Source organism: Solibacillus sp. FSL K6-4121, assembly GCF_038002585.1.
Classification (GTDB): Bacteria; Bacillota; Bacilli; order Bacillales_A; family Planococcaceae; genus Solibacillus; species Solibacillus faecavium.
Genome location: NZ_JBBOCS010000002.1, coordinates 1 through 22,377 on the forward strand (window position 1 = coordinate 1; position 22,377 = coordinate 22,377).

Consider the following 22,377-nt stretch of genomic DNA (forward strand, 5'->3'; position numbering starts at 1 on the left):
CACGTGGCTTTAGCGCTGTCTTGCCGTAGCCCACCAATCAAGTGAAATTTTATTAGAAAAGCAACCCCATGTGATGGAGATGAGTCGAATCGTTCACTTTTAATAGAGAATTTTATAGGCGGATAGACATTTATTAGAAAAACATTCAAGCTTTTCGTAACAAGGAGGATATAAATTTGTTAAAATAAAAGTAGAAGAAAGTGGAGGTGCATGATCATAGAGAAAATAAAAAAGCTCATCCAATTAATTAGTTTTCGCGCGTTGCTAATTATCGTTCTTACTGCTACGGCATTGTTACAATTTTCTTTGATGATTGATAATGTCCGTGGTGTTACATATGATATTAAATTAACAGAATTATCACCAGAAACAATTCGTTCAATAAAAACAATTGAAGATACCGTCAAAACAGAACAGGAAGTGGAGAATGCCGAACGTTCAGTAGAACCTGTTTACATATTTAAAGAAGATGTTCCAAGCCACCGTGCCACTTTTGTAACGACAATATTTGATATTGTATTGGACGTGAAAAGGGATATTGGGAATCAGGATGGCGAAGTAGGCCAGCCAGAACAGCTGGAGTTATTGCGTTCAAATCTAAAAGATGTAATAGAAAATCAGCAAAACCTGATTTTATCGGATGCACAGCTAGTAAATTTACTGAATGCTCCAAAAGGAAATATCGAATCAACACGTGATTCACTGGCTGCATTGGTGGAAACGAATTTAAATCGTCCGCTTCGTAGGGAAAATCTGATTACATATCGTAATGACCTTGAAAGTAAAATTCGTCAGCATCCTTCCATATCGGATAGTTTAATGAGTGTAGCAGTTGCAGTTGGACGAGCTGCTGTCATAGAAACAGAAGTACTTGATGAGGAAAAAACAGCTATTGCTGTGCAGCAAGCTAAAGATGCCGTTGAACCGACCCGCATTCTTCAAGGACAGATCATTGTTCAGGAAGGGGAAGTCGTTACTCGGGAAATTTATCGTCAACTCGAATTATTAGGGATGCTGGACAGTGAAGAATCGATTAAACCGATTGCCGGCCTCGTTATTTTAATTGTTCTGCAAATGGCATTTTTATTTGCATTATTTGATCGTTCAAAAAAGGACCCTTCCAAAAAGCGTAATGAATTATTTGTTACGATGATTGTCTATTCTATCGCATTGGTCATGATGAAGTTAATCGGTCTGATTTCAGGGAATTTTGATTTAACGATTGCATTTATTTATCCTTCCGCCCTCGTGACGATGCTTGTTCGTGTATTGGCAAATGACCGTACAGCGAGCATAGTAACATTAATGACCGCAGCATCAGCAGGCATTATATTTCATGAAGGCTATTCTGCCATTTTACAGATGGATATGGCACTTTATATTTTATTTGGTGGTTTTGCATCAATTATCTTTATGCGCAGTTTGGAAAAGCGGAAAGATATTTTACAGGCCGTTGGTATTGTAACGCTTGTTAATATTTTATTTATTGCGTTTTATTTATTGATGGCACAATCTGGCTATGGCTTTGTGGAAATTTCATTCTATGCAGCTGCTGCAATCATATCAGGATTACTATCCGGTGCGTTGATGATGGGCTTACTTCCATATTTTGAGTCGGCGTTTGGAATTTTATCCGTTATGCGCTTAATTGAACTGTCGAATCCAAATCATCCACTTTTGAAAAAAATCTTAACGGAGACGCCTGGTACGTACCATCATAGTATTATGGTAGCGAATTTAGCAGAAGCTGCGTGTGAAGCAATTGGAGCGGATGGCTTGCTGGCAAGGGTAAGCTGCTATTATCATGATGTAGGTAAAACACGAAGACCAATGTTCTTTATAGAAAACCAAATGGGTACAAACCCACATGATTCTATGTCACCTGAAAGCAGTGCAGAAATTATCATTGCACACACAACTGATGGGGCAGAGCTTCTACGTAAGCATAAAATGCCTCAGGAGATTATAGATATTTGTTTACAGCATCATGGGACAAGTACATTGAAATTCTTCTTGTTTAAGGCGAAGGAAGAAGGGAAAGAATTGGATGAAAGTATATTCCGCTATCCTGGTCCAAAGCCACAATCGAAAGAGGCAGCCATTATTAGCATTGCAGATAGTGTAGAGGCTGCAGTAAGGTCATTGCATCAGCCGAGTGCAGAAAAAATTCATAAGCTTGTACAGTCGATTATTCAGGACCGTGTGCAAGATGATCAGTTTGATGAATGTGATATTTCTTTGAAAGAACTGAAAACGATTGAAGATATTTTATGTGAAACTTTAAATGGGACGTTCCACTCGCGTATTGAATATCCAAAGGAAAATTAGGAGGGAACAAATTGTTATTAATTGATTTTTTAGATGAAACAAATGAAGTAAAAGATCCGCATTTGAAATTGGTGGAAGAACTGCTGCAGCACGCAGCCGAACACGAAGGGATTGAAGATGGTTCTGAAGTATCGATTACATTTGTAACGAATGAGGCCATTCATGAAATCAACCGTGAATATCGGGATAAAGATCAACCTACCGATGTTATTTCATTCGCTCTGGAGGAAATGGGTGAAGGGGAAATGCAAATTATCGGAGAAGGTATACCCCGTATATTGGGAGATATTATTATTTCTACAGACCGCACAAAAGAGCAGGCTGCGGAATATGGGCATACTTTTGAACGTGAATTAGGATTTTTAGCAGTGCATGGATTTTTGCATTTGCTCGGGTATGACCATATGACACCTGAAGATGAGAAAATCATGTTCGGAAAGCAGGATGCTATTTTACAATCATACGGCTTAGGTCGTGATACAAATGAACGTCCGTAAGTTTTTCCGATCTTTCCGTTATGCAATGGAGGGAATACTTACGGCCGTCAACGAACAAAATTTCAGATTTCACTTAGTGAGCGCAATAATAGTAATCATCGCAGGTGTATTAACAGGCTTAACTATAGTCGAATGGAGTATTATTGTATTGGTAATTTTCCTCGTTTTAGGTGCCGAGCTGATAAATACAGCCATCGAACGAGTAGTGGACCTTGCTTCACCGGAATTTCATCCGATTGCAAAGCAGGCAAAGGATATTGCGGCAGGTGCTGTACTTGTTTTTGCGCTCGCAAGTGTTATAATCGGACTACTCATATTTTTACCAAAATGGCTATAACTTCTTTTTTGGAAACATAAGAATACTTACTGGAAAGTTATTACTCTGGTCGACAGCCGAACTTGGAAGCAAGGACAGGTAGTGATGAAAATAATATGTATATGTTGGGGGAACTGACGATGAACATGGATCAACTAATGGAACAGTCTAAAATTGCACGTGAATTTGCTTATGTGCCTTACTCTAAATTTAAAGTAGGTGCGGCATTATTAGCTGAGGACGGTACTGTATACAATGGCTGCAATATAGAGAATGCAGGGTATAGTATGACAAACTGCGCGGAACGTACAGCATTTTTTAAAGCGGTTTCGGAAGGCAATATGAAATTTAAAGCATTAGCGGTTGTAGCAGATACACCGGGTCCATGTTCTCCATGCGGAGCTTGTCGACAAGTAATGAGTGAATTTTGTGCACCGGATATGCCTGTCTACTTAACGAATATGAATGGGGACGTTCAGCAAACGACAGTAGGCGAGCTTATCCCGGGTGCTTTTAATACGGAGGATATGAAAAATGCAGGAAAATAAAGGATACAAATCGGGCTTTGTCTCGATTGTAGGTCGACCAAATGTCGGCAAATCAACATTTTTAAACCGAGTGATTGGTCAAAAGATCGCGATTATGTCGGACAAACCACAAACAACACGAAATAAAGTACAAGGCGTATTAACACAGGAAAACTCTCAAACAATTTTCATCGATACGCCGGGAATCCATAAGCCTAAACATAAATTAGGCGAATTTATGTTAAAAACATCACGTAATGCATTAAGAGAAGTCGATGTTATTATGTTCATGGTGAATGCAGAGCAGGCAATCGGTAAAGGTGACGAGTTCATCATCGAGTTATTGCAAGGCAATAAAACACCGGTATTTTTAATCATTAATAAAATCGATTTAGTACATCCTGATGAATTAGTGAAAATTATTGATTCGTATAAAGATAAGTTCGACTTTGCGGAAATTATTCCAATCTCAGCATTACAAGGCAACAATGTTGAAAACTTATTAACGACTATTGAAAAGTATTTGCCGGAAGGGCCTCAATATTACCCTGCTGACCAAGTAACGGATCATCCGGAGCGCTTCATTATCTCTGAATTAATTCGTGAAAAAGTATTGCATTTAACTCGTGAAGAAATTCCGCATTCAATCGCGGTCGTTATTGAACGAATTAAACCACATGAAGAAAAGGAAAATATGATTCATGTGCAGGCGACAATCATGGTAGAGCGTGATTCACAAAAAGGGATTGTCATCGGAAAACGCGGTGCTCTTTTAAAAGAGGTTGGTGTACGTGCCCGCCAGGATATTGAAATGTTGCTAGGTTCAAAAGTATATTTAGAACTTTGGGTAAAAGTCCAAAAAGATTGGCGTAATAAGCAAACCCATTTACGTGATTTCGGCTTTAGAGAAGACGAGTATTAAAAATAATATGAACAGATGCAGCGTTTATGTTGCATCTGTTCTTTATTTATTTCTGCATTTTTGCTAGTGTATAGTTGAATAAAATTTAGTATTATAAGATATAATAGGGATTATTTTACAATAAACTTAGTAGGTGAATGATTGAATACATTAAATAAATTTTTGCTGTCATTTTGGGTCGTGTCATTAGGAATTTTAGTGGCCGTTATGGTAACGATGGATAAAGACACTCCGATACTAATAGCAGAAGGGCAAATGACTACACCCGTTGAAGGCGGGAAAGAACAGCTTGCGCAAAGCAGCGATATTAAAGAAACGGTCGAACCAGTACCCGGGCTTGAACCGGTAAAGGAACCAGAGATTGAGCCACAGCCGGAAATTGTAAAAGAATCTATGCGTCTGGCGATGGTTGGCGATGTTCTGCTTCATTTGAGGCTTGCTCAATATGAGGATTTCACGTCATCTTTTGCAGCGGTGGCCCCAACTATGCAAAGCTATGATTATTTAATTGCAAATCAGGAATCCCCTCCAGTAGGGAACAATTATGCATTAAGTGGCTTCCCTCAATTTTCGAGCCCTCCTCATATTGTTCGAGATCTCCAAAATGCAGGTGTAGATATGGTTACTATTGCAAATAACCATACCGTTGATAAAGGGGAAGGTGGTGTCCGTACATTTTTTGAGAATCTGGATAAGTACGGCATGCCTTACGTAGGGGCGTATAAAAATGCTGAAGATAAAGCGAATGACCGTATCATTGAAGTTGGGTCGATAAAAATCGGATTACTTGCCTATACGTATGGCACTAACGGACTGTACTTACCAAAAGGCTCCCCATATATTATCAATTATATTGATGAGACAAAAATAAAGGCGGATATAGAATTATTAAAAGAAGAAGTAGATGTTGTAGCGGTTTCCATGCACTGGGGACCAGAATACGCTTATAGCGAAAGCGACTATCAGAAGCATTACGCAAAAGTTTTAAATGAGGCTGGGGCACATATTGTTCTCGGGACACATCCGCATGTGCTGCAACCATACAAAAAGCTTGTAACTGAACAGGGGCATGAAACGCATGTCTTTTATTCCCTAGGCAATTTCTTTTCAACGATTTTAACCATTCCGAACACTATGATTGGCGGGATCGCTAGCCTGGAAATTACGAAGGAAGGCGATGTTATTACGATTCGACAGCCTGAGCTCTATGCGACATCCGTATTGAAAGATACAGATGGTATTTACCGAGTATATCCTTTAAAAGATGTGGAACAACGATCTGTTCAAAATCTGGATTGGGTAAAGAAAATAATTGGTGATGAGGTAACCGTTTATTAAACATTTGATGTAGCAGTACGGTATAATAATACTATGAAAGAAATAGAAGGATGTGCAATAGATGCTACATAAATGGGAAGGCATCGTTTTAAAAGCGCGTGCTTACGGTGAATCAAACAAAATTGTTACGATTATGACTCGTGAAGCAGGGAAAGTGGCGTGTATGGCGCGTGGAGCCAAGAAACCTACAAGCCGCCTTGCAGGTGTAACACAACCTTTTATGCACGGCTCATTTTTAGTCCAGCGTACGTCAGGTATGGGAACTTTGCAGCAAGGGGAACATTTTAATTCAATGCGCCATATTCAAACGGACATTACGGCAACAGCCTATGCGAGCTATATTGTGGAAATTGTCGATCGTTTAGTTGAAGAAGGTAGACCCGAGCAGTATGCCTTTGAAATTTTAATTCAGGCGCTCAATGCGATTGAAGAAGGTTATGACCCTGAAGCGATTACATTATTTGTGGATTGGAAGATGCTTCCGTATGCTGGGGTGCAGCCAATTTTACATGCATGTGCCGGCTGTGGGGCAGTAGACGGGGAATTTGCTTTTTCATTTACACAAGGAGGCTTTATATGCCATCGTTGTTTTCATTTGGATCCGTATATTATCCGACTATCACCAACACAGTTAAAACTGATTCGCATGTTTTATACAGTGCCGATTGATCAAGTAGGCAAGCTTGAATTGAAGCCACAGACGAAGCAGTTTATAAAGAAAATCGTCACGACAATCTATGAAGAGCAAACAGGAATACGGCTGAAGTCACGAAGTTTTATAGAGCAATTAGAGCGTACACCTTTATTGCAGCGTGAAAAAAAGGAAGAAAACTAAATTAATTGCCTAGGAAATAAGCTAGTCAGATGGAGCGTTTCTACATTTGACTAGCTTTATTATTTGAAAGGGATGATGAAGGATGGAACAGTTTAAAAATGAAAATATAACGGTTTTTCAAAGTGTGCTCTATCAAACAACGTCCGCGGTAGTTAAAACAGAACGGGCAATCATTTTAACCGATCCTAATTGGCTGCCGAATGAAATTAATGAAATAAAAGCTTATATCCAAACGATTATTGGTGAACGGAAATTATTTATTATTTATACTCATAGTGATTTTGACCATATTATTGCAGCCGGGGCTTTTCCGAATGCTACAACAATAGCGAGTGAGGCATTTGTGAACCGTTCGGATAAAGAAAAGGCATTAGAGGAAATACATCAATTTGATGCACAGTACTATATTCAAAGAGACTATCCGATTGTTTATCCAACGATTGATATTGTTATTAAAGAAGATGGCCAGACCGTTAATTTGGAAGATGCTTCATGCACATTTTATTTGGCACCCGGGCATACTTGTGACGGTTTATTTACTGTAGTGGAGCCTTACGGAATTTTATTGGCTGGCGATTATTTATCGGACGTTGAGTTTCCCTTTATTGAGGATTTGAAGTGTTATAAGAATACATTACAAAAGGCAGCAGCAATTATGTCTGATAATAAAATTCAAACACTTGTACCGGGCCATGGTCAGGTCACAAATAATTTGTTGGAGATTCAGAAGCGGTTGGATGATTCGATGTTATATCTAAATAATTTAGTGATGGGAATTGATCAGGAAGAAGCGTTGAGAAAGCAATATCCTTTTTATAAAGGGTTAAAAGAAATGCATGAGTTAAATAAAAAGATAGCTTTAACATAAAAAATTGCCAACTATCCCAAAAAATCTGGGATAGTCATCCTTTCGACGTACGTATTGTACAGGGGCATTATTTTCAGTTTCACGCTTACATTATGGCTTAAGGAAAACTGCAAAGAGGGTTTTTATAAGAACACTCGGAACAGAGTACATCAGTTCTTAGAATGTGTAGAAACCTCTCTTGTTCTTCTATAAAAGGAGAATGTGCAGAGTTTTCAAATGTATAAAATTTTTTAGATGGAGCTTCTATTTTTTCGTAAAAACGTTTTGCTTCCTTGTAGGATGTTTGATAATCATACACACCATGTAAGATAAAAACAGGGACGTCAAAACGAGGTGCTAACAATGTTGCATCGGCTTTTGCCATCGTTTCACCTAAAGAATCATAACTAAAAAAAATTCCCTTTGGTATGTTAAAACGCTCTTTCCAGGAATAATGATTACAAGTAAACAGATCCTTCATACCTTGCCAATTGGAATATCCCGTTCTTTTCGTACCGCCACCAAATTTGTTGAGATATCTTCCAAGTATTCTACGATAGCCCTGATTTTTATAAAAATCTCGATCAAACACGACAGATTGAATATCTTTCTCTGCCCTTTTATCACCTCGTTTACTCGCTGTCTCCAATAAAAATTCATAAGTATGTTTATTGGATTCAAAATGCCTCCCAAATTGTCCTACTCCAATGTAAGCCAAATAATGCTCAGGATTTTGACTAACAACTATGCTTCCGAGCAATGTCCCCCATGAGTGTCCGGATATATATATCTTCTTTTTATTGAACTTTTTCTTTAAGTAGTTAGTTATTATTAAGGAATCAGAAACCAATCTTTCTAACGTCACTTTGCCTTGGGTCGATGAGTTATAAGACATACCGGTGCCACGTTGTTCCCAATAACAAACTGTAAAGTATTCTGCCCATCTAAGTCCTGATTTTTTTAAGATTGAATACTGTGGAAATCCAGGCCCTCCATGCAAAAACAGGAGAACCGGATTTTGAAAATCTATTGATTCAATGAATAAACCATTTTGATGCCCTTCTATCTCCACATATTCTTTTATGAATTGAACGTTCCTCTCTTCTACCTTCAAAATCCTCCTCCTTAACTTTTAGGTTTCGTATACAGTAATTGTTAGGATTCATATTTAAAGAAGCCGATAATACGTCAATAAGAATTTTTGATTAAAAAAGGTTAACGCTATAGTTCACTACCCTCTAGCTGATTCATACGTTCCAGTACTCGTCTTTTCCGGTACAGCATCATGCCTGCTTCGGCGACATCCTCAATCATGGATTTGTTAATAAATGCCCCGAAAATCATACCTGCCACCGGAATCATCTGGAACAGCTTCTTCATCCCAAAATTATCTCTGTACGTATAAAACACTTCTTGCCACCCTTGCAGCTGGGATACCATATTTTCTGCAGAGCGCGGCTGTTCATAGTTTTGGGCAAGTTCATTTAATATCGCCTCTTTCCCAACAATATCGGATGAAGCGAACTGCAAACATTTCACAATAAAAATGCGCTCTGTTTTTTCATTCGGATCATAGCCATGGATAAGCGCAATTTCCTGTAAAGTTTTTAAGGCAATCCCCAATATAACCGGGATATCAATTGCTAATGTGAATATTCCTCCAAAGCCTGTGGAGGCCCCCTGTACCGTAGCGATATTTGCACGGTTTTTCTGCAGCTTTTCACTAAGAGCCACCATATCATCTATCGGCATTTGTCCTATGTCTTGTATGGATGAAACCGACTGCAATGTATGTTTTTGAATATGACGCATCATAGACTTCTCACTTACTAAATACTTCCCACCCGTTTGTACATAGCTAACAAGTTCATCCACTAATACGGATATTTTTTCTTGAATGAATTTAGGTGTTAATTTATCAAGTATTTTGAATGGAATACGACCGATTTTTTCCCAAAACCATAACCCGCTTTGATCCTTTTCCCATTCTTGAATTGCCTGCAAATAATTCTCCAACTGTTGTTTAGATTCCAAGGTTCGCCCTCCTAATGGACTTGCTATTCAATTTACGAATAAGAGCAGAAAAGGTTTCATCTGAGTTACTCAAATTGTGTTAATAGAGGAGCTACATCTTCTTTTAACCGTTCATAAAACAATTCTTCGAGTTTTAAATGGTCATGATGCTGCTTTTGTTCGAAAAGACTATACATTTTATCAATTTTCTCGTTAGAAAAGCGGAAATGGTGGTTGAAATGGTCGCGTTTATTGTCCTCGCTTAAATGCATATAGCCCCGAATGATTGTATAAAGCTGATGGTATTTCTTGTTGGCCTGCTCATAATCTTCTCTACTTAGACAGCCTAAAGCACTGCTTGGGTCGTCATGGCTACGGTAAAAATCCTTTGCTTCCCGATAGGCTTCTAACTGTATATTCGCTGTGTAGAGAATGTGATGCTGCCCACGATGGTCAGGGCATTCGAAATGGAGGATCGCTTTGACGAGTCGAGAGATTTTATCATACGTATCTAATGGTTTTACAGATTTTTCTTTTAACTGAAAAAACATACTTCCACCCCATTATTTATCTTTTCAGAAAATTATAGCTTATTTTTAGGTGAAATGTTAGCAATCTCTTTCTATTTTTACAGAATAATAACAAAGATTGATATTGTAAAAAAATGCTCGTTTAGGAGTGAAAAAGCTATAAAAAACTAAAATATTGTAGAATAATTTTGACAATTCAGAAATTTATTGCGTATAATATCGGTATGAGAAAGTAGTTACACAATATGCGTAATGGAGGTTATTTTATGAATCTACCTAAAGTTCAATTTACAGAAGAACAAAAACAATTTAGACAGGAAGTACGAAGCTTTTTAAAACAACATATTGAGAAAGGGACATTTGAGACTCGTTGTGACTCATGGTTAAGCGGTTCAAATCCTGATTTCTCTAAACTTGTAGCAGAGCAGGGCTGGATAGGGATGACATGGCCGAAGCAGTATGGAGGTAAAGAACGCAGTACGTTAGACCGTTACATTTTAACGGAAGAGTTTTTGGCATATGGAGCTCCGGTAGCTGCCCATTGGTTTGCTGACCGTCAAACAGGACCGCTCCTACTGCGTTTTGGTACAGAATATCAAAAGGAATTCTTCCTGCCGAAAATTGTAAAGGGTGAATGTTTCTTCGCCATTGGGTTAAGTGAACCGAATAGTGGTTCAGATTTAGCTTCTGTTGCAACACGTGCCGAAAAAGTGGAAGGTGGCTGGATTGTAAATGGGGCAAAAACTTGGTCGAGTAATGCACAGGATTCGCATTACATGGTAACACTTATCCGAACAGAGCCATTAGGTGAAAAAAAGCATGAAGGTCTTTCACAGTTTATTATCGATTTGAAAGGTGAGGGAGTTACTATTACCCCGATTCGCTATTTGACAGGGGAGCCACATTTCAATGACGTATTTTTCGATAACGTATTTGTTCCGGATGAAATGGTCGTCGGAACACTCGGTAACGGATGGAAGCAAGGCTTAGCAGAGCTAGCATTTGAACGTAGTGGGCCAGAGCGTATTTTAAGTACATTCCCGCTATTAAATGAAGCGATTGAAGAATTAAAGAAAAAGAGAGATCTTTCCGGGTTGGAAGAGGCCATGAAACTTGTTGCAGAGCTTTGGTCATTGCGTAATTTATCGATCGGTGTGGCTAAAGTACTTGAAGAAGGCGGCGAAGTAATTATTCCTGCAGCCCTTGTAAAAAGTATCGGCACTAAATTTGAACAGAAAATTCCGGAGATCGTACGTTTATTGCTTGATGTATATCCAGATCTTCAAAGCGAAAAAGACATTGAACGCTATTTAGCAGAATCAATTTTACATGCCCCGGGCTTCACAATTCGTGGTGGCACATCCGAGGTTCTATATGGAATTTTAGCGAAGGGGGTTGTTGCTCAATGAGTGAAATAAAGGACATGGTCGTAGAAGTAGTGGAAAAAGTACTGAAAGATAAAGTCGAAAAGGAAACAGTGGATTTACTGGAGGAAAATCTGTGGGCTGAAAATGTGTGGCAACTATTACTTGAAAATGAATTGCACAACGTAGCAGTCAGTGAAGAAGATGGGGGCGCAGGCGGAGATATTGAAGATTTGCTCGCACTGTATGGACTAATTGGAAAGTATGCTGCACCCGTGCCGTTTATTGAGCATACGTTAGCAAACTATTTACTGAAACAGGTTGATATAAAAGGATATGAGCAGTTGACAACCTACAGTATTACTACACCGCTTCAGCTTAAAGAAGATACTTTGTTTGGGACGGTAAAACATGTTCCATGGGCTAAATATGCAGAGAAAATCGTTGTCTTGGCACAGGAAGATTCACAGCAATTTATCGTTGTTGCCGATCTGGAAAATGTGTTACTGAAAAATGGGACTAACCTTGCAGCAGAACCAAGGTCTGAAGCTGTTTTCGAAAAAGTGAAAGCGCTTCAAAAAGCACCGATTACCGCAAAACAGTATGTGGCACTATCGAAATTAGTTACAGCAGCATCTGTCAGTAAAATGAACGGTGCACTTACGACAGCATTCCAACTAAGTGTGCAATTCAGCAAGGAGCGCGAGCAATTTGGTCGTCCGATTCATCGATTCCAGCTCGTGCAGCAACATTTGGCAAATATGGCTGGCGAACAAACATTGATGACGGTAGCAACGAACAATGTCCAAACATTATTGGTCGATGGTCAAGAAGGGGTTGAAGTAGCGTATACGCGTTTAAGAATGGATGACGCAAGCCGCGTAGTTACCACTGCCGCACATCAGGTTCATGCAGCAATCGGCGTTACGCACGAGCATCGATTACATCAATTTACACGCCGTTTATGGGCTTGGAGAGATGAGGAATTTACGGCTCGCTATTGGAAGCAGCAGTTAGCTAAGCAGGTGCTAGAGTCGAAAATGGATTTATGGGAAAGTATGACAGAACAAAATGAAGCGCATGTTCATGCATAAGGAGGAAGAAAATATGGCGGATTTATTATTTGATGTGAAGGATCATATTGCAACGATTACACTAAATCGTCCAGATAGTATGAATGCATTTAGTGAAGAAATGATTTTATCGTGGATTAAGGCTTTGGAAGAAGTCCGGGATAATGATGATATACGTGTTGTCATTTTAAAAGGTAACGGCAAAGCATTTTGCGCTGGTGGTGATGTGAAGGCGATGATTGCTGGAAATGGATTTTTCAATAGTGAAGAAGATATTACTTCAACAGCTTTGGCTCGTAAAAATTCGTTATGGAAAAAGGTTCAGCGTGTCCCGCTTCTCCTTGAAGAAATCGATAAACCGGTCATTGCCCAAATGCATGGATTTGCGATGGGTGCGGGGCTTGATATGGCATTAATGTGCGATATCCGAATTGCTGCACAATCTGCTAAGTTCTCAGAAAGCTATATTAATGTTGGGATTGTTCCAGGAGACGGCGGTGCGTATTTTTTACCTCGTATTGTAGGAATTGATCAGGCCCTTGATATGCTATGGACAGCACGCGTATTAACAGCCGAGGAAGCGAAGGAAACACGTTTAGTTACCTACGTTGTCAATGACGATGAACTAGAGGACTATACGATGAATTATGCGAAAAAATTAGCAGCCGGACCAATTGAATCAATAAAAATTATTAAGCGTGCGGTTTACCAAAGCCAAACAATGAGCTTACGTTCATCACTGGACTATATATCTTCTAAAATGGGCCTAGTAACGGAATTGCCGACATACGAAGAAGGGGTTAAAGCGATTGTAGAAAAACGAAAAGCCGTATTTAAATAATACATCTCAAAAGGGGTATGCGGATGAAGAAAAAATTGCTCGCAGCTATTTCGATTGCTGCTATGTTGTTAGTAGGTTGTCAAAGTAATATTGAGCGATATGGAGAGCCGTTAATTTTTACAACAGGTACCACTACAGGTGTTTTCTATTCACTTGGTGCAGGAATCTCTACCATGTGGACAAATGAATTAGAAAAGCGTGTCGCTTCACAAGCATCAAATGGAAGTATAGAAAACTTGAATTTAATGCGAAAAGGCGAGGCGAATATTTCCTTTACTACAGTCAATATTGCATATGAAGCTTACAACGGTGTAGGAAGCTTCGAAGGAAGGCAATATGAGAACATTCGTATACTAGGAAACTTATATCCAAATATTAGTCATATTATTGTGAAAAAAAACGATAAATACAAAACGATTGAAGATTTAAAAGGATCGAGCTTCGTGTTCGGAGCAGCAGGGAGTGCCACTGAAGTGGAATCCCGACTTGTTCTTGAGGCACATGGTATTGGAGAAAATGATATTAAAGCCAACTATGTAGGGTTTACGGAAGCTACAGATTTAATGCGAAATGGTCAAGTGGAAGGTGTCAATATATACACAGGGGTCCCGGCAGCTGCTGCAACAGAGCTTATCTCAACAGTAGATTCAAGAGTATTAAGCATGTCTGACAGCGCAATTGACTATTTAGTAGAAGAATACCCTTGGAACTTTGCCTATACAATCGAGCCAAACACTTATGATAAACAGCCGGAAGCGATTCAAACTGTCGGTCAATACAGTACGATCGTCATTGACGAAAGTGTAAGTGAAGAAACGGTTTATCAGTTAACGAAAGCGTTATGGGAAAACTTAAGCTCACTGGAAAAATCCTACAGTATTGCAAAGCAGTTCAGTCCGGAAAATGCGGTGTCAGGAACAGCGGATGTTCCACTTCATCCAGGAGCAGAGCGCTATTACCGTGAAATTGGTGTTGTCGAATAAAAGTAAAGTGATAAGGAGGAAACTATATGACTGGAAAATCGCTTGAAAAAGATGAGCTACAGCAGCTAATGGATCTCGAAGATAAAAATATAAATTCCCGTACCTATGTTGGCTTATTTGGCAAAATTGTTATTGGAGTTGCAATTGTTTGGTCTATTTTCCAAATTTATATGAGCAGTATCGGTGTAATGGAAGCAACAAAGTTCCGTGCCTGGCATTTAGGATTTCTACTTTTATTTAGCTTTATATTTTATCCGGCAACAAAGAAAAGTGTAGGGACGAGAAGATTGCCAACATGGTTTGATAGCATTTGTATTACATTATCGATATTCGTGACATTATATTTTGTTATTGTATACGATATTTTAGTTCGGGACCGCGCAGGTGAAAATACGGTTCTTGATCTATGGGTCGGCGCAATAGCTATTATATTATTGTTTGAAGCAGCACGCCGCGTTGTCGGCAATGCACTGACATTAATTGCGCTGTTCTTCTTAGCCTACAACTTCTTCGGTGCATATATTCCAGGTATTCTAGGACATTACGGATTCAGCTTAGAGCGTATTATCAACATTATGTTCTGGGGTGGACAAGGTATTTTCGGTACTGCCCTTGGTGTATCGGCAACATACATTTTCATTTTCGTACTGTTTGGTGCCTTCTTGAAAAATAGTGGCTTTTCAGATTTCATTAATGACCTGGCGCTAACAATTGCAGGGCGTACAGCAGGTGGACCGGCAAAGGTTGCGGTATTTGCAAGTGCACTTATGGCGACGATTAGCGGAAGTGCTGTAAGTAATGTTGTTACAACCGGTACTGTTACGATCCCAATGATGAAAAAAGCCGGCTATTCGAAAAAATTTGCTGGGGCTGTAGAGGCTGTTGCTTCTACAGGCGGATTAATTGCACCACCTGTCATGGGTGCTGCTGCCTTCATTATGGCTGAGTATTTAGGTGTTTCCTATTCTGTTGTCATGCTGGCTGCCATTATCCCGGCAGTACTCTACTATTTAACGTTGTTTATGATCGTTCACTTTGAAGCGAAAAAAATGGGTTTATCGGGTATTTCAAAGGAAAATATTCCAGTAGCCAAGCAAGTTTTAAAAAATGGCGGGCATTTATTAATTCCATTATTTATTTTATTATTTATGTTGTTTGCCGGATTTTCGCCAATATATGCGGCCATCTTTGCATTATTTGCAGTAGTGCCAACAGCGGCCATTCGCAAACATACACGTATGAACTTAAAAACGGTAATTGATTCGGTCGTTGAAGGGGTCAAAGGAGCAATAAGTGTTGGGATTGCCTGTGCGATTGTCGGCATTGTCATTGCAACAATTACATTGACAAGTATCGGCTTAATCATCGGTAATAACGTATTAAGCTTTGCTGGAGACAGTGTCATGCTTGCGGCCATTTTAACAGCGGTTATTAGTATCGTATTGGGGATGGGTATTCCAGCCACTGCAGCATATATTATTGTGGCAACCATTTCAGTACCGATCTTAACTCAATTAGGTGTACCGGCGATTGCAGCCCATATGTTTGCCTTTTACTTTGCTGCTTTATCCAGTATTACACCACCTGTAGCATTAGCACCATATGCAGCTGCCGGTATTGCGGGTGAATCACCAAATAAAGTCTCGTTTGAATCGGTTCGCTTAGGGTTGATTGGCTTTATTGTACCGTTCTTCTTCATTTTCAATCCGGCCCTTCTGCTCACAGGCGGAACAATCGGAGAATACATTATAGCGGCAATTACAGCATGTATCGGTGGCGTATCGATCGCGGCTGGTATTAAAGGGTATTTACTTCGCCGAACATATTTTATGGAGCGTCTTGTTTTCTTTTTCGCAGGAATTGCGCTAATGGATACAACTATAATCTATAACTTAATTGCTTTGGCATTGATTGGCATTGCTGTTACAACACAAATTATGATGAAGCAGCCTGAACGTAAAGTTGTACCATCGTTAATAAAAGGTGAAGAAGCGAGGTGATGGGGATGCGCCCATTGGAAAATATTAAAATATTGGATTTATCCCGTGTCTATGCGGCACCAGCAGGAACGATGATTTTAGCGGATTTAGGTGCAGAGGTTATTCGAATCGAGCATCCGAATGGCTCTGACAGTATGCGTGATTGGGGTCCGTTCATAAATGGTGAGAGCACTTATTATATTAGTGCCAATCGTAATAAAAAGTCGATTATCTTAAACTTAAAGGAAACTTCGGATAAAGAGGTCCTATTGGATTTAGTAAAAGAGTCGGATGTTATTATTGATAACTTTAAAACGGGCGATATGAAAAAGATGGGGCTCGATTATGAAAATCTTAAACAAATTAATCCGCGCATCATTCAATGTTCTGTGACCGGCTTTGGTCAAACTGGCCCACTTGCCAACGAACCCGGATTTGATCCAGTCATCCAGGCGATGAGCGGCTTAATGGATGTAACAGGACATCCGGATGGAGAAGCAACGAAAGTGGGGGTGCCAATTGCTGATATTTTAACCTCCCATTATGTAGTAATCGGTATTTTATCAGCATTGCGCATGCGTGATTTAACGGGGCGAGGTCAGTTTATCGATTTAGCACTGCTTGACGTACAGATGAGCTCCCTTGCGAATATTTCAAGTGCCTATTTAAATACAGGCTTCGAATCATCCAGGCTCGGTAACAAACATAATAACGTAGCACCGTATCAAGTATTTGAATGCGCAGATGGTCCGCTCATGTTTTGTGTAGGGACCGAAGATCAATTTAGAAAGTTTTGTGAAATGGTTAATCGACGTGAGTGGACTTTGGATGAACGTTTTAAAACGAATACGCTACGTAAGCAAAATGAACCTGTATTGACGGCGTTAATTTCTGAGGTTACTAAAACAAAAACCCGTGATGAATGGATCGAGTTATTGCAGAAGTTTAAAATTCCGGGTGGACGCGTCAATACTGTAGCAGAGGCGTTTCAACAACCTCAAGTCATTGCACGCAATTTAATAGGGGAAATGGATCATCCAGTATACGGTACTGTAAAATTTGTGAAAAATCCATTGCAATATTCCGAATTGAATATTTCCTACGATAGCGGCCCACCACTTTTAGGTGAGCATACTGAAGAAATTTTGAAAATGAATAAAAGCTGAAGTATAAAGATTTTGCCATAGAATAAATGGCAGAAAAGGTAATTGTGACTTTTAGCATAAGCCCTCTTTTTTCTTCCAATTAATTTTGATACTATTAGGAAAAGGGGGCGTCTGGATGGAGCAAAACAAGTTTGAAAAAATGTATTTAATGCAAACCGTACAAAAAACAATAGTTATACTACGTGCCTTCACAAAAGAACAACCAAAGCTGTCTTTAACAGAATTAAATAAAAAAACTGGAATCGGCTTATCGAGTCTCCAAAGATTTGTAGCTACTTTAGTCTATGAAGGATTTCTAATTCGAGATGATCGGACTAAGCATTATCAACTTGGCTTATCATTAATTCACTTAGGGAAGTTAGTCGAGGAAGAATCCAGCATCATTACAATTGCGCAGCCTATTCTTCAACAGCTTAACCACATAACAAATGAAAGTATTTCGATGAGTATTATTGATGGCAATGAGCGCCGTTGTATTATGAACATTGAAAGTAATTATGCATTATCGGCCCGTAATCATGTAGGAGATACGTCGCCGCTATATGCAGGCGCCTCTGCAAAATCAATGCTGGCGTTCTTACCCCAGAAAGAAATTGATGAGTATTTAAATAATGTGGAATTACAGCGTGTGACAGAAAATACGGTTGTTGATCGTGAACAATTGATGCAACAGCTACAGCGAGTACGTGAACAACAATACATTTTTACAAGAGCAGAACGTATAGTTGGAGCCTGTTCGTTCAGTACAGCCATTATCTCAAACGGAAGACCGATTGCATCGATTGCGATTATTATTCCGGAAGCACGCTTTGATGAAGGACAATTTGACACTTTGCGCGACTTGATCCTACAGGCTAAATTCGATATTGAAAAGCAGCTGAATAAATAAAACAATCCAACCGGGTATGAATCGGTTGGATTGTTTTGTTTTTTGCGGGATGATGGCGGTGGGGGAAAGCTGTAACTGGAGAAATAGAGGGAGAAATTCCGCTTATTTAGAAAAAAGGTAAAAAAATAGCCAAAATAAGCGGAGAAATTCCGTCTATTGACCCAAATAACATAGGTAGGATGGCTTTTTACGTACCATAAGCGGAAAATCTCCCCTTATTTATTCAAAAATAAGCGCCATTTTTAAAATAACAGCAAAAACTCCGCTTATTTTCATTGCTCGGTTCATATTGAAGTTACTAAATATAATAGGGTAAGAAAAAAAGCACTTTCTATTCGAGAACGAACGGAAAGTGCCTTAATTATCCATATTTATTTGGGAATTAGAATACTAAATGTTTCTCAATATAAGCCTTAACATCAGCAATCGGCAAATCCGCATGCCTACTGTAAGCTATAATTAAATTTGATACTTAGAATACTAAATGCTTCTCAATATAAGCCTTAACCTCAGCAATCGGCATGCGGATTTGTTCCATAGAATCACGGTGACGAACTGTTACTTGGCCGTCTTCTTTTGAATCGAAATCGTATGTGATACAGAATGGTGTACCGATTTCATCTTGGCGGCGGTAACGTTTACCGATTGATTGAGACTCGTCGAAGTCAACCGGGAAAGATTTACGTAAGTCAGCCCATACTTCGCCTGCTTCGTCTGATAATTTTTTCGATAATGGTAACACTGCTGCTTTGAATGGTGCTAGTGCAGGGTGGAAACGTAATACGGTACGTTTGTCATCGCCTTCTAACGCTTCTTCATCATAAGCGTCACATAAAAATGCTAATGTTACACGGTCAGCACCTAAAGATGGCTCGATGCAGTATGGTACATAGCGTTCGTTTGTAATTGGATCAATGTACGTGAAATCTTCACCTGAATGCTCCATATGTTGTTTTAAGTCGAAGTCTGTACGGTCAGCGATACCCCATAGCTCGCCCCAGCCGAATGGGAAGCGGAATTCGATATCAGAAGTTGCATTTGAGTAGTGAGACAACTCATCTTCCTCATGGTCACGCATACGCATAGATTCTTCGTTCATGCCTAAGTTTAATAACCAGTTTTTACAGAAGTTTTTCCAGTATTCGTGCCACTCTAAGTCTTCACCTGGCTTACAGAAGAATTCTAATTCCATTTGTTCAAATTCACGTGTACGGAATGTGAAGTTACCTGGTGTAATTTCGTTACGGAAAGATTTACCTACTTGTGCGATACCAAATGGTGTACGTTTACGCATAGAACGTTGAACATTTTTGAAGTTCACGAAGATCCCTTGTGCTGTTTCAGGACGTAGGAAGATTTCATTTGTTGAAGATTCAGTTACACCTTGGAACGTTTTGAACATTAAGTTGAATTGACGGATATCTGTGAAATCGATTTTGCCACAATCAGGACAAGCTACTTCAAGCTCTTCCATTTTTGCTTTCATTTGGTCGAATGTCATACCGTCAACGATGATTTCTTCGCCCGTTTTAGCTAAGTTTGCATCCTCGATTAATTTGTCTGCACGGTGACGAGCTTTACAAGATTTACAGTCGATCATTGGGTCGTTGAAGTTACCAACGTGACCAGAAGCAACCCAAGCTTTTGGATTCATTAAAATTGCTGCGTCTAATCCTACGTTGTGTTCAGATTCCTGAACGAATTTTTGCCACCAAGCTTTTTTAACATTGTTTTTTAATTCCACACCTAGTGGACCGTAATCCCAAGTGTTTGCTAAACCACCGTAAATTTCAGATCCAGGGAATACGAATCCGCGATGTTTTGCTAATGATACAATAGTTTCCATTGATTTTTCTGCCATGAAAAATCCCTCCTAATAAATATTAATAATTGAGCGCAGTATCAGAATTTCTTCGGTACGCGCTGCAAGAAGATAAAAAGCACCCGTCTCCGGGCACAAACTTCATGCCCGGGGACGAGTGCATCATGACGATATACCCGCGGTTCCACCCCGCTTGTTTTTAAATAAATAAAAACCTCTTTTATAAAATGAGCTCAGGGGTGCCGTTTCTCAATTCGCTGTAGGCTTGCACTATCCCTACTCGCTCATGTTAGAATTGATACTTATTATTCCCTTCATCGCTTACATATGAAATTAAATTGTTCGCTCATATTGTAGCATGGGATTGTTTTCTTCGCAATATAGAAGAAAATAGTATATAATAATTGAGGAAAAAGTATAACATTATTTGAAGCGGGTGAGTCCAATCGAACTCAATAAACGTCAAGATGCAATCTTGCAAATTGTAAAAGAAAATGGTCCTATTACGGGCGAACATATTGCCGAGCGCCTAGGATTAACACGGGCTACTTTAAGACCGGACTTAGCCATATTAACGATGGCAGGTTTTTTGGATGCGCGACCTCGTGTCGGCTATTTTTATGCGGGGAAAAAATCAACGGCTGCCTTTACAGAATCGATGCTAAATTTAAAAGTAAAAGATTTCCAATCTGTTCCTGTAGTTGTTTCAGAAGAGATGACAGTATATGAAGCTATAATACATATGTTCTCTGAAGATGTAGGGACTCTGTTTGTAGTTGATAAAAATGAAATGCTGCAAGGTGTATTATCGCGAAAAGACTTATTACGTTCCAGTATCGGGACTCAGGATTTAAATAAAATGCCTGTGCATATAATTATGACAAGAATGCCGAATATCGCGTATTGTCTTAAATCCGATACATTAGTAAATACAGCAAAAAAATTAATTGAACGGGAAATTGATTCCGTGCCAGTTGTAGAAGAAACTGAGCAAGGGCTTATTATTACGGGACGATTAACGAAAACAAGTATTACCCGGGCATTTATTTCATTAGCTGAAACTCATGATTTATAGGTGATTTTATGAAAAAATTGACAATATTTGTCGTATCCGATTCTGTTGGGGAAACAGGAGAAGCAGCTGTTAAAGCCGTAGTTAGCCAATTTCGACCAAACTTCGAAAAAGTAAGAATTCGTAAGTTTCCACATATAACACATATAGATGTGCTTGAAAAAATTGTGCAAATTGCTCAAACAAATGGGGCGACAATTGTATTTACACTAGTTGAAAAGAACATGCGTCTTGCCCTACTAAAAACTGCTATGGAATATAATGTACCTGTTATTGACCTATTAGGTTCAATGCTCGATTTAATCGAAACTTCCTTTGATGAGAAGCCATTGCAAAAGCCTGGTTTAGTCCATCAATTGGATGATGATTACTTCAAGAAAATCGAAGCGATTGAATTTGCTGTAAAATATGACGACGGACAAGATCCGCGCGGTATTTTACTGGCCGATATTGTACTAATTGGTGTATCAAGAACTTCAAAAACACCTTTATCCCAATATTTAGCGCATAAAAGATATAAAGTAGCGAACGTTCCACTAGTTCCTGAAGTTAAGCCGCCTATAGAATTAATGCAAATCGATCCGAAAAAGTGCTTTGGGTTGGTCATTACGCCTGAAAAGTTAAATAACATTCGGAAAGAGCGCTTAATTACGTTAGGTTTAACAGAAGACGCTTTTTATGCACAACATAATAGAATCGAAGAAGAAATTCGCTACTTTTATAGCATTGTCGATAAAATTGGCTGTCGTGCCATTGATGTGACGAATCGTGCTGTAGAAGAAACAGCCCATAAAATATTAGATATGCTAGAGCTTGAATGTAAATAGACTCTAAAGCCACCTCTTGACGACTAGAAGGGGAGGTTTTTTTAGTGGAAGGATATTTTATTCTTTTGATATATTAAGATTTATACTTTTGATCTAGTTGAAACTTATAGAAATCGATAAAAATCGTTCTATTTAGCCTTTTTTCTTATATTTTTTACGAAAAATTATAGCAACAGTAGTCTTTTTGTTTTATAATATTAAAATTGTG

Annotated in this window: 21 protein-coding genes; 17 read left to right on the forward strand and 4 right to left on the reverse strand. The window is 39.1% G+C overall.

Going from position 1 to position 22,377, the window contains the following annotated elements; translation table 11 throughout:
- The first annotated feature begins 210 nt into the window (after positions 1-210).
- From MHH95_RS09420 to MHH95_RS09455, 8 genes are all read left to right on the forward strand, one after another.
- A complete protein-coding gene (locus MHH95_RS09420; RefSeq protein ID WP_340727324.1) occupies positions 211-2,328 on the forward strand; it encodes an HD family phosphohydrolase in 2,118 nt (705 codons plus the stop codon).
- 11 nt (positions 2,329-2,339) lie between these two features.
- The gene (gene ybeY, locus MHH95_RS09425) at positions 2,340-2,825 is read left to right on the forward strand and encodes an rRNA maturation RNase YbeY (RefSeq protein ID WP_340727325.1); all 486 of its coding nucleotides are present in this window, start codon (positions 2,340-2,342) and stop codon (positions 2,823-2,825) included.
- Positions 2,812-3,162: a diacylglycerol kinase family protein gene (locus MHH95_RS09430; RefSeq protein ID WP_340727326.1), complete on the forward strand. Its 351-nt coding sequence runs from the start codon at positions 2,812-2,814 to the stop codon at positions 3,160-3,162. Before ybeY ends, MHH95_RS09430 begins: the two co-directional genes overlap by 14 nt.
- A 119-nt stretch (positions 3,163-3,281) precedes the next feature.
- The gene (locus MHH95_RS09435) at positions 3,282-3,689 is read left to right on the forward strand and encodes a cytidine deaminase (RefSeq protein WP_191698301.1); all 408 of its coding nucleotides are present in this window, start codon (positions 3,282-3,284) and stop codon (positions 3,687-3,689) included.
- Positions 3,676-4,590: a GTPase Era gene (gene era, locus MHH95_RS09440; protein WP_191698300.1), complete on the forward strand. Its 915-nt coding sequence runs from the start codon at positions 3,676-3,678 to the stop codon at positions 4,588-4,590. Before MHH95_RS09435 ends, era begins: the two co-directional genes overlap by 14 nt.
- 141 nt (positions 4,591-4,731) lie before the next feature.
- A complete protein-coding gene (locus MHH95_RS09445; protein WP_340727327.1) occupies positions 4,732-5,928 on the forward strand; it encodes a CapA family protein in 1,197 nt (398 codons plus the stop codon).
- A gap of 61 nt (positions 5,929-5,989) precedes the next feature.
- The gene (recO, locus tag MHH95_RS09450; protein ID WP_340727328.1) at positions 5,990-6,763 is read left to right on the forward strand and encodes a DNA repair protein RecO; all 774 of its coding nucleotides are present in this window, start codon (positions 5,990-5,992) and stop codon (positions 6,761-6,763) included.
- Positions 6,764-6,845: 82 nt separating this feature from the next.
- A complete protein-coding gene (locus MHH95_RS09455; protein WP_340727329.1) occupies positions 6,846-7,631 on the forward strand; it encodes an MBL fold metallo-hydrolase in 786 nt (261 codons plus the stop codon).
- A gap of 97 nt (positions 7,632-7,728) precedes the next feature.
- Here the strand turns inward: MHH95_RS09455 and MHH95_RS09460 are convergent, their stop codons facing one another.
- From MHH95_RS09460 to MHH95_RS09470, 3 genes are all read right to left on the reverse strand, one after another.
- Positions 7,729-8,724, reverse strand: a complete 996-nt coding sequence (locus MHH95_RS09460; RefSeq protein ID WP_340727330.1) for an alpha/beta hydrolase — start codon at positions 8,722-8,724, stop codon at positions 7,729-7,731.
- A 107-nt stretch (positions 8,725-8,831) separates the two neighbouring features.
- Positions 8,832-9,644 carry an EcsC family protein gene (locus tag MHH95_RS09465; RefSeq protein WP_340727331.1) on the reverse strand — a complete coding sequence of 271 codons (813 nt, stop codon included), beginning with the start codon at positions 9,642-9,644 and terminating at the stop codon, positions 8,832-8,834.
- A 65-nt stretch (positions 9,645-9,709) separates the two neighbouring features.
- On the reverse strand, positions 9,710-10,174 hold the full coding sequence (locus tag MHH95_RS09470) for a hypothetical protein (protein WP_340727332.1): 465 nt from the start codon (positions 10,172-10,174) through the stop codon (positions 9,710-9,712).
- A 245-nt stretch (positions 10,175-10,419) separates the two neighbouring features.
- Here MHH95_RS09470 and MHH95_RS09475 point away from each other — a divergent pair, with 245 nt between their 5' ends.
- The 7 genes from MHH95_RS09475 to MHH95_RS09505 all read left to right on the forward strand — a co-directional run bounded on the left by MHH95_RS09475 (position 10,420) and on the right by MHH95_RS09505 (position 18,448).
- Positions 10,420-11,562, forward strand: coding sequence for an acyl-CoA dehydrogenase family protein (locus tag MHH95_RS09475; RefSeq protein ID WP_340727333.1), 1,143 nt, complete (start codon positions 10,420-10,422; stop codon positions 11,560-11,562).
- Positions 11,559-12,611, forward strand: a complete 1,053-nt coding sequence (locus MHH95_RS09480) for an acyl-CoA dehydrogenase (RefSeq protein ID WP_340727334.1) — start codon at positions 11,559-11,561, stop codon at positions 12,609-12,611. Before MHH95_RS09475 ends, MHH95_RS09480 begins: the two co-directional genes overlap by 4 nt.
- A 13-nt stretch (positions 12,612-12,624) precedes the next feature.
- A complete protein-coding gene (locus tag MHH95_RS09485; protein WP_340727335.1) occupies positions 12,625-13,431 on the forward strand; it encodes an enoyl-CoA hydratase/isomerase family protein in 807 nt (268 codons plus the stop codon).
- Between the two features lie 23 nt (positions 13,432-13,454).
- Positions 13,455-14,414 (forward strand): TAXI family TRAP transporter solute-binding subunit, encoded by a 960-nt coding sequence (locus MHH95_RS09490; RefSeq protein ID WP_191698291.1) that lies wholly within the window; start codon positions 13,455-13,457, stop codon positions 14,412-14,414.
- A gap of 26 nt (positions 14,415-14,440) precedes the next feature.
- Positions 14,441-16,414: a TRAP transporter permease gene (locus tag MHH95_RS09495; RefSeq protein WP_340727336.1), complete on the forward strand. Its 1,974-nt coding sequence runs from the start codon at positions 14,441-14,443 to the stop codon at positions 16,412-16,414.
- Between the two features lie 5 nt (positions 16,415-16,419).
- Complete coding sequence (locus MHH95_RS09500) at positions 16,420-17,559, forward strand: CaiB/BaiF CoA transferase family protein (RefSeq protein WP_340727337.1); 1,140 nt, start codon at positions 16,420-16,422, stop codon at positions 17,557-17,559.
- A 115-nt stretch (positions 17,560-17,674) separates the two neighbouring features.
- Positions 17,675-18,448: an IclR family transcriptional regulator gene (locus tag MHH95_RS09505; RefSeq protein WP_340727338.1), complete on the forward strand. Its 774-nt coding sequence runs from the start codon at positions 17,675-17,677 to the stop codon at positions 18,446-18,448.
- 472 nt (positions 18,449-18,920) lie between these two features.
- Here the strand turns inward: MHH95_RS09505 and MHH95_RS09510 are convergent, their stop codons facing one another.
- Complete coding sequence (locus tag MHH95_RS09510; RefSeq protein ID WP_340727339.1) at positions 18,921-20,309, reverse strand: glycine--tRNA ligase; 1,389 nt, start codon at positions 20,307-20,309, stop codon at positions 18,921-18,923.
- Between the two features lie 397 nt (positions 20,310-20,706).
- Here MHH95_RS09510 and MHH95_RS09515 point away from each other — a divergent pair, with 397 nt between their 5' ends.
- Together MHH95_RS09515 and MHH95_RS09520 are read left to right on the forward strand one after the other, a co-directional pair.
- Positions 20,707-21,345 (forward strand): helix-turn-helix transcriptional regulator, encoded by a 639-nt coding sequence (locus tag MHH95_RS09515; RefSeq protein ID WP_340727340.1) that lies wholly within the window; start codon positions 20,707-20,709, stop codon positions 21,343-21,345.
- An 8-nt stretch (positions 21,346-21,353) separates the two neighbouring features.
- Positions 21,354-22,169, forward strand: coding sequence for a pyruvate, water dikinase regulatory protein (locus MHH95_RS09520; protein WP_340727341.1), 816 nt, complete (start codon positions 21,354-21,356; stop codon positions 22,167-22,169).
- Positions 22,170-22,377 lie beyond the last annotated feature (208 nt).

Coding starts and splice junctions, on each gene's coding strand:
- recO (WP_340727328.1), top strand. CDS start 5,990: ATGCTACATAAATGGGAAGGCATCGTTTTAAAAGCGCGTGCTTACGGT.
- MHH95_RS09480 (WP_340727334.1), top strand. CDS start 11,559: ATGAGTGAAATAAAGGACATGGTCGTAGAAGTAGTGGAAAAAGTACTG.
- MHH95_RS09510 (WP_340727339.1), bottom strand. CDS start 20,309: ATGGCAGAAAAATCAATGGAAACTATTGTATCATTAGCAAAACATCGC.
- MHH95_RS09475 (WP_340727333.1), top strand. CDS start 10,420: ATGAATCTACCTAAAGTTCAATTTACAGAAGAACAAAAACAATTTAGA.
- MHH95_RS09500 (WP_340727337.1), top strand. CDS start 16,420: ATGCGCCCATTGGAAAATATTAAAATATTGGATTTATCCCGTGTCTAT.
- MHH95_RS09520 (WP_340727341.1), top strand. CDS start 21,354: ATGAAAAAATTGACAATATTTGTCGTATCCGATTCTGTTGGGGAAACA.
- MHH95_RS09495 (WP_340727336.1), top strand. CDS start 14,441: ATGACTGGAAAATCGCTTGAAAAAGATGAGCTACAGCAGCTAATGGAT.
- MHH95_RS09455 (WP_340727329.1), top strand. CDS start 6,846: ATGGAACAGTTTAAAAATGAAAATATAACGGTTTTTCAAAGTGTGCTC.
- MHH95_RS09505 (WP_340727338.1), top strand. CDS start 17,675: ATGGAGCAAAACAAGTTTGAAAAAATGTATTTAATGCAAACCGTACAA.
- MHH95_RS09435 (WP_191698301.1), top strand. CDS start 3,282: ATGAACATGGATCAACTAATGGAACAGTCTAAAATTGCACGTGAATTT.
- era (WP_191698300.1), top strand. CDS start 3,676: ATGCAGGAAAATAAAGGATACAAATCGGGCTTTGTCTCGATTGTAGGT.
- MHH95_RS09490 (WP_191698291.1), top strand. CDS start 13,455: ATGAAGAAAAAATTGCTCGCAGCTATTTCGATTGCTGCTATGTTGTTA.
- MHH95_RS09420 (WP_340727324.1), top strand. CDS start 211: ATGATCATAGAGAAAATAAAAAAGCTCATCCAATTAATTAGTTTTCGC.
- MHH95_RS09485 (WP_340727335.1), top strand. CDS start 12,625: ATGGCGGATTTATTATTTGATGTGAAGGATCATATTGCAACGATTACA.
- MHH95_RS09430 (WP_340727326.1), top strand. CDS start 2,812: ATGAACGTCCGTAAGTTTTTCCGATCTTTCCGTTATGCAATGGAGGGA.
- MHH95_RS09470 (WP_340727332.1), bottom strand. CDS start 10,174: ATGTTTTTTCAGTTAAAAGAAAAATCTGTAAAACCATTAGATACGTAT.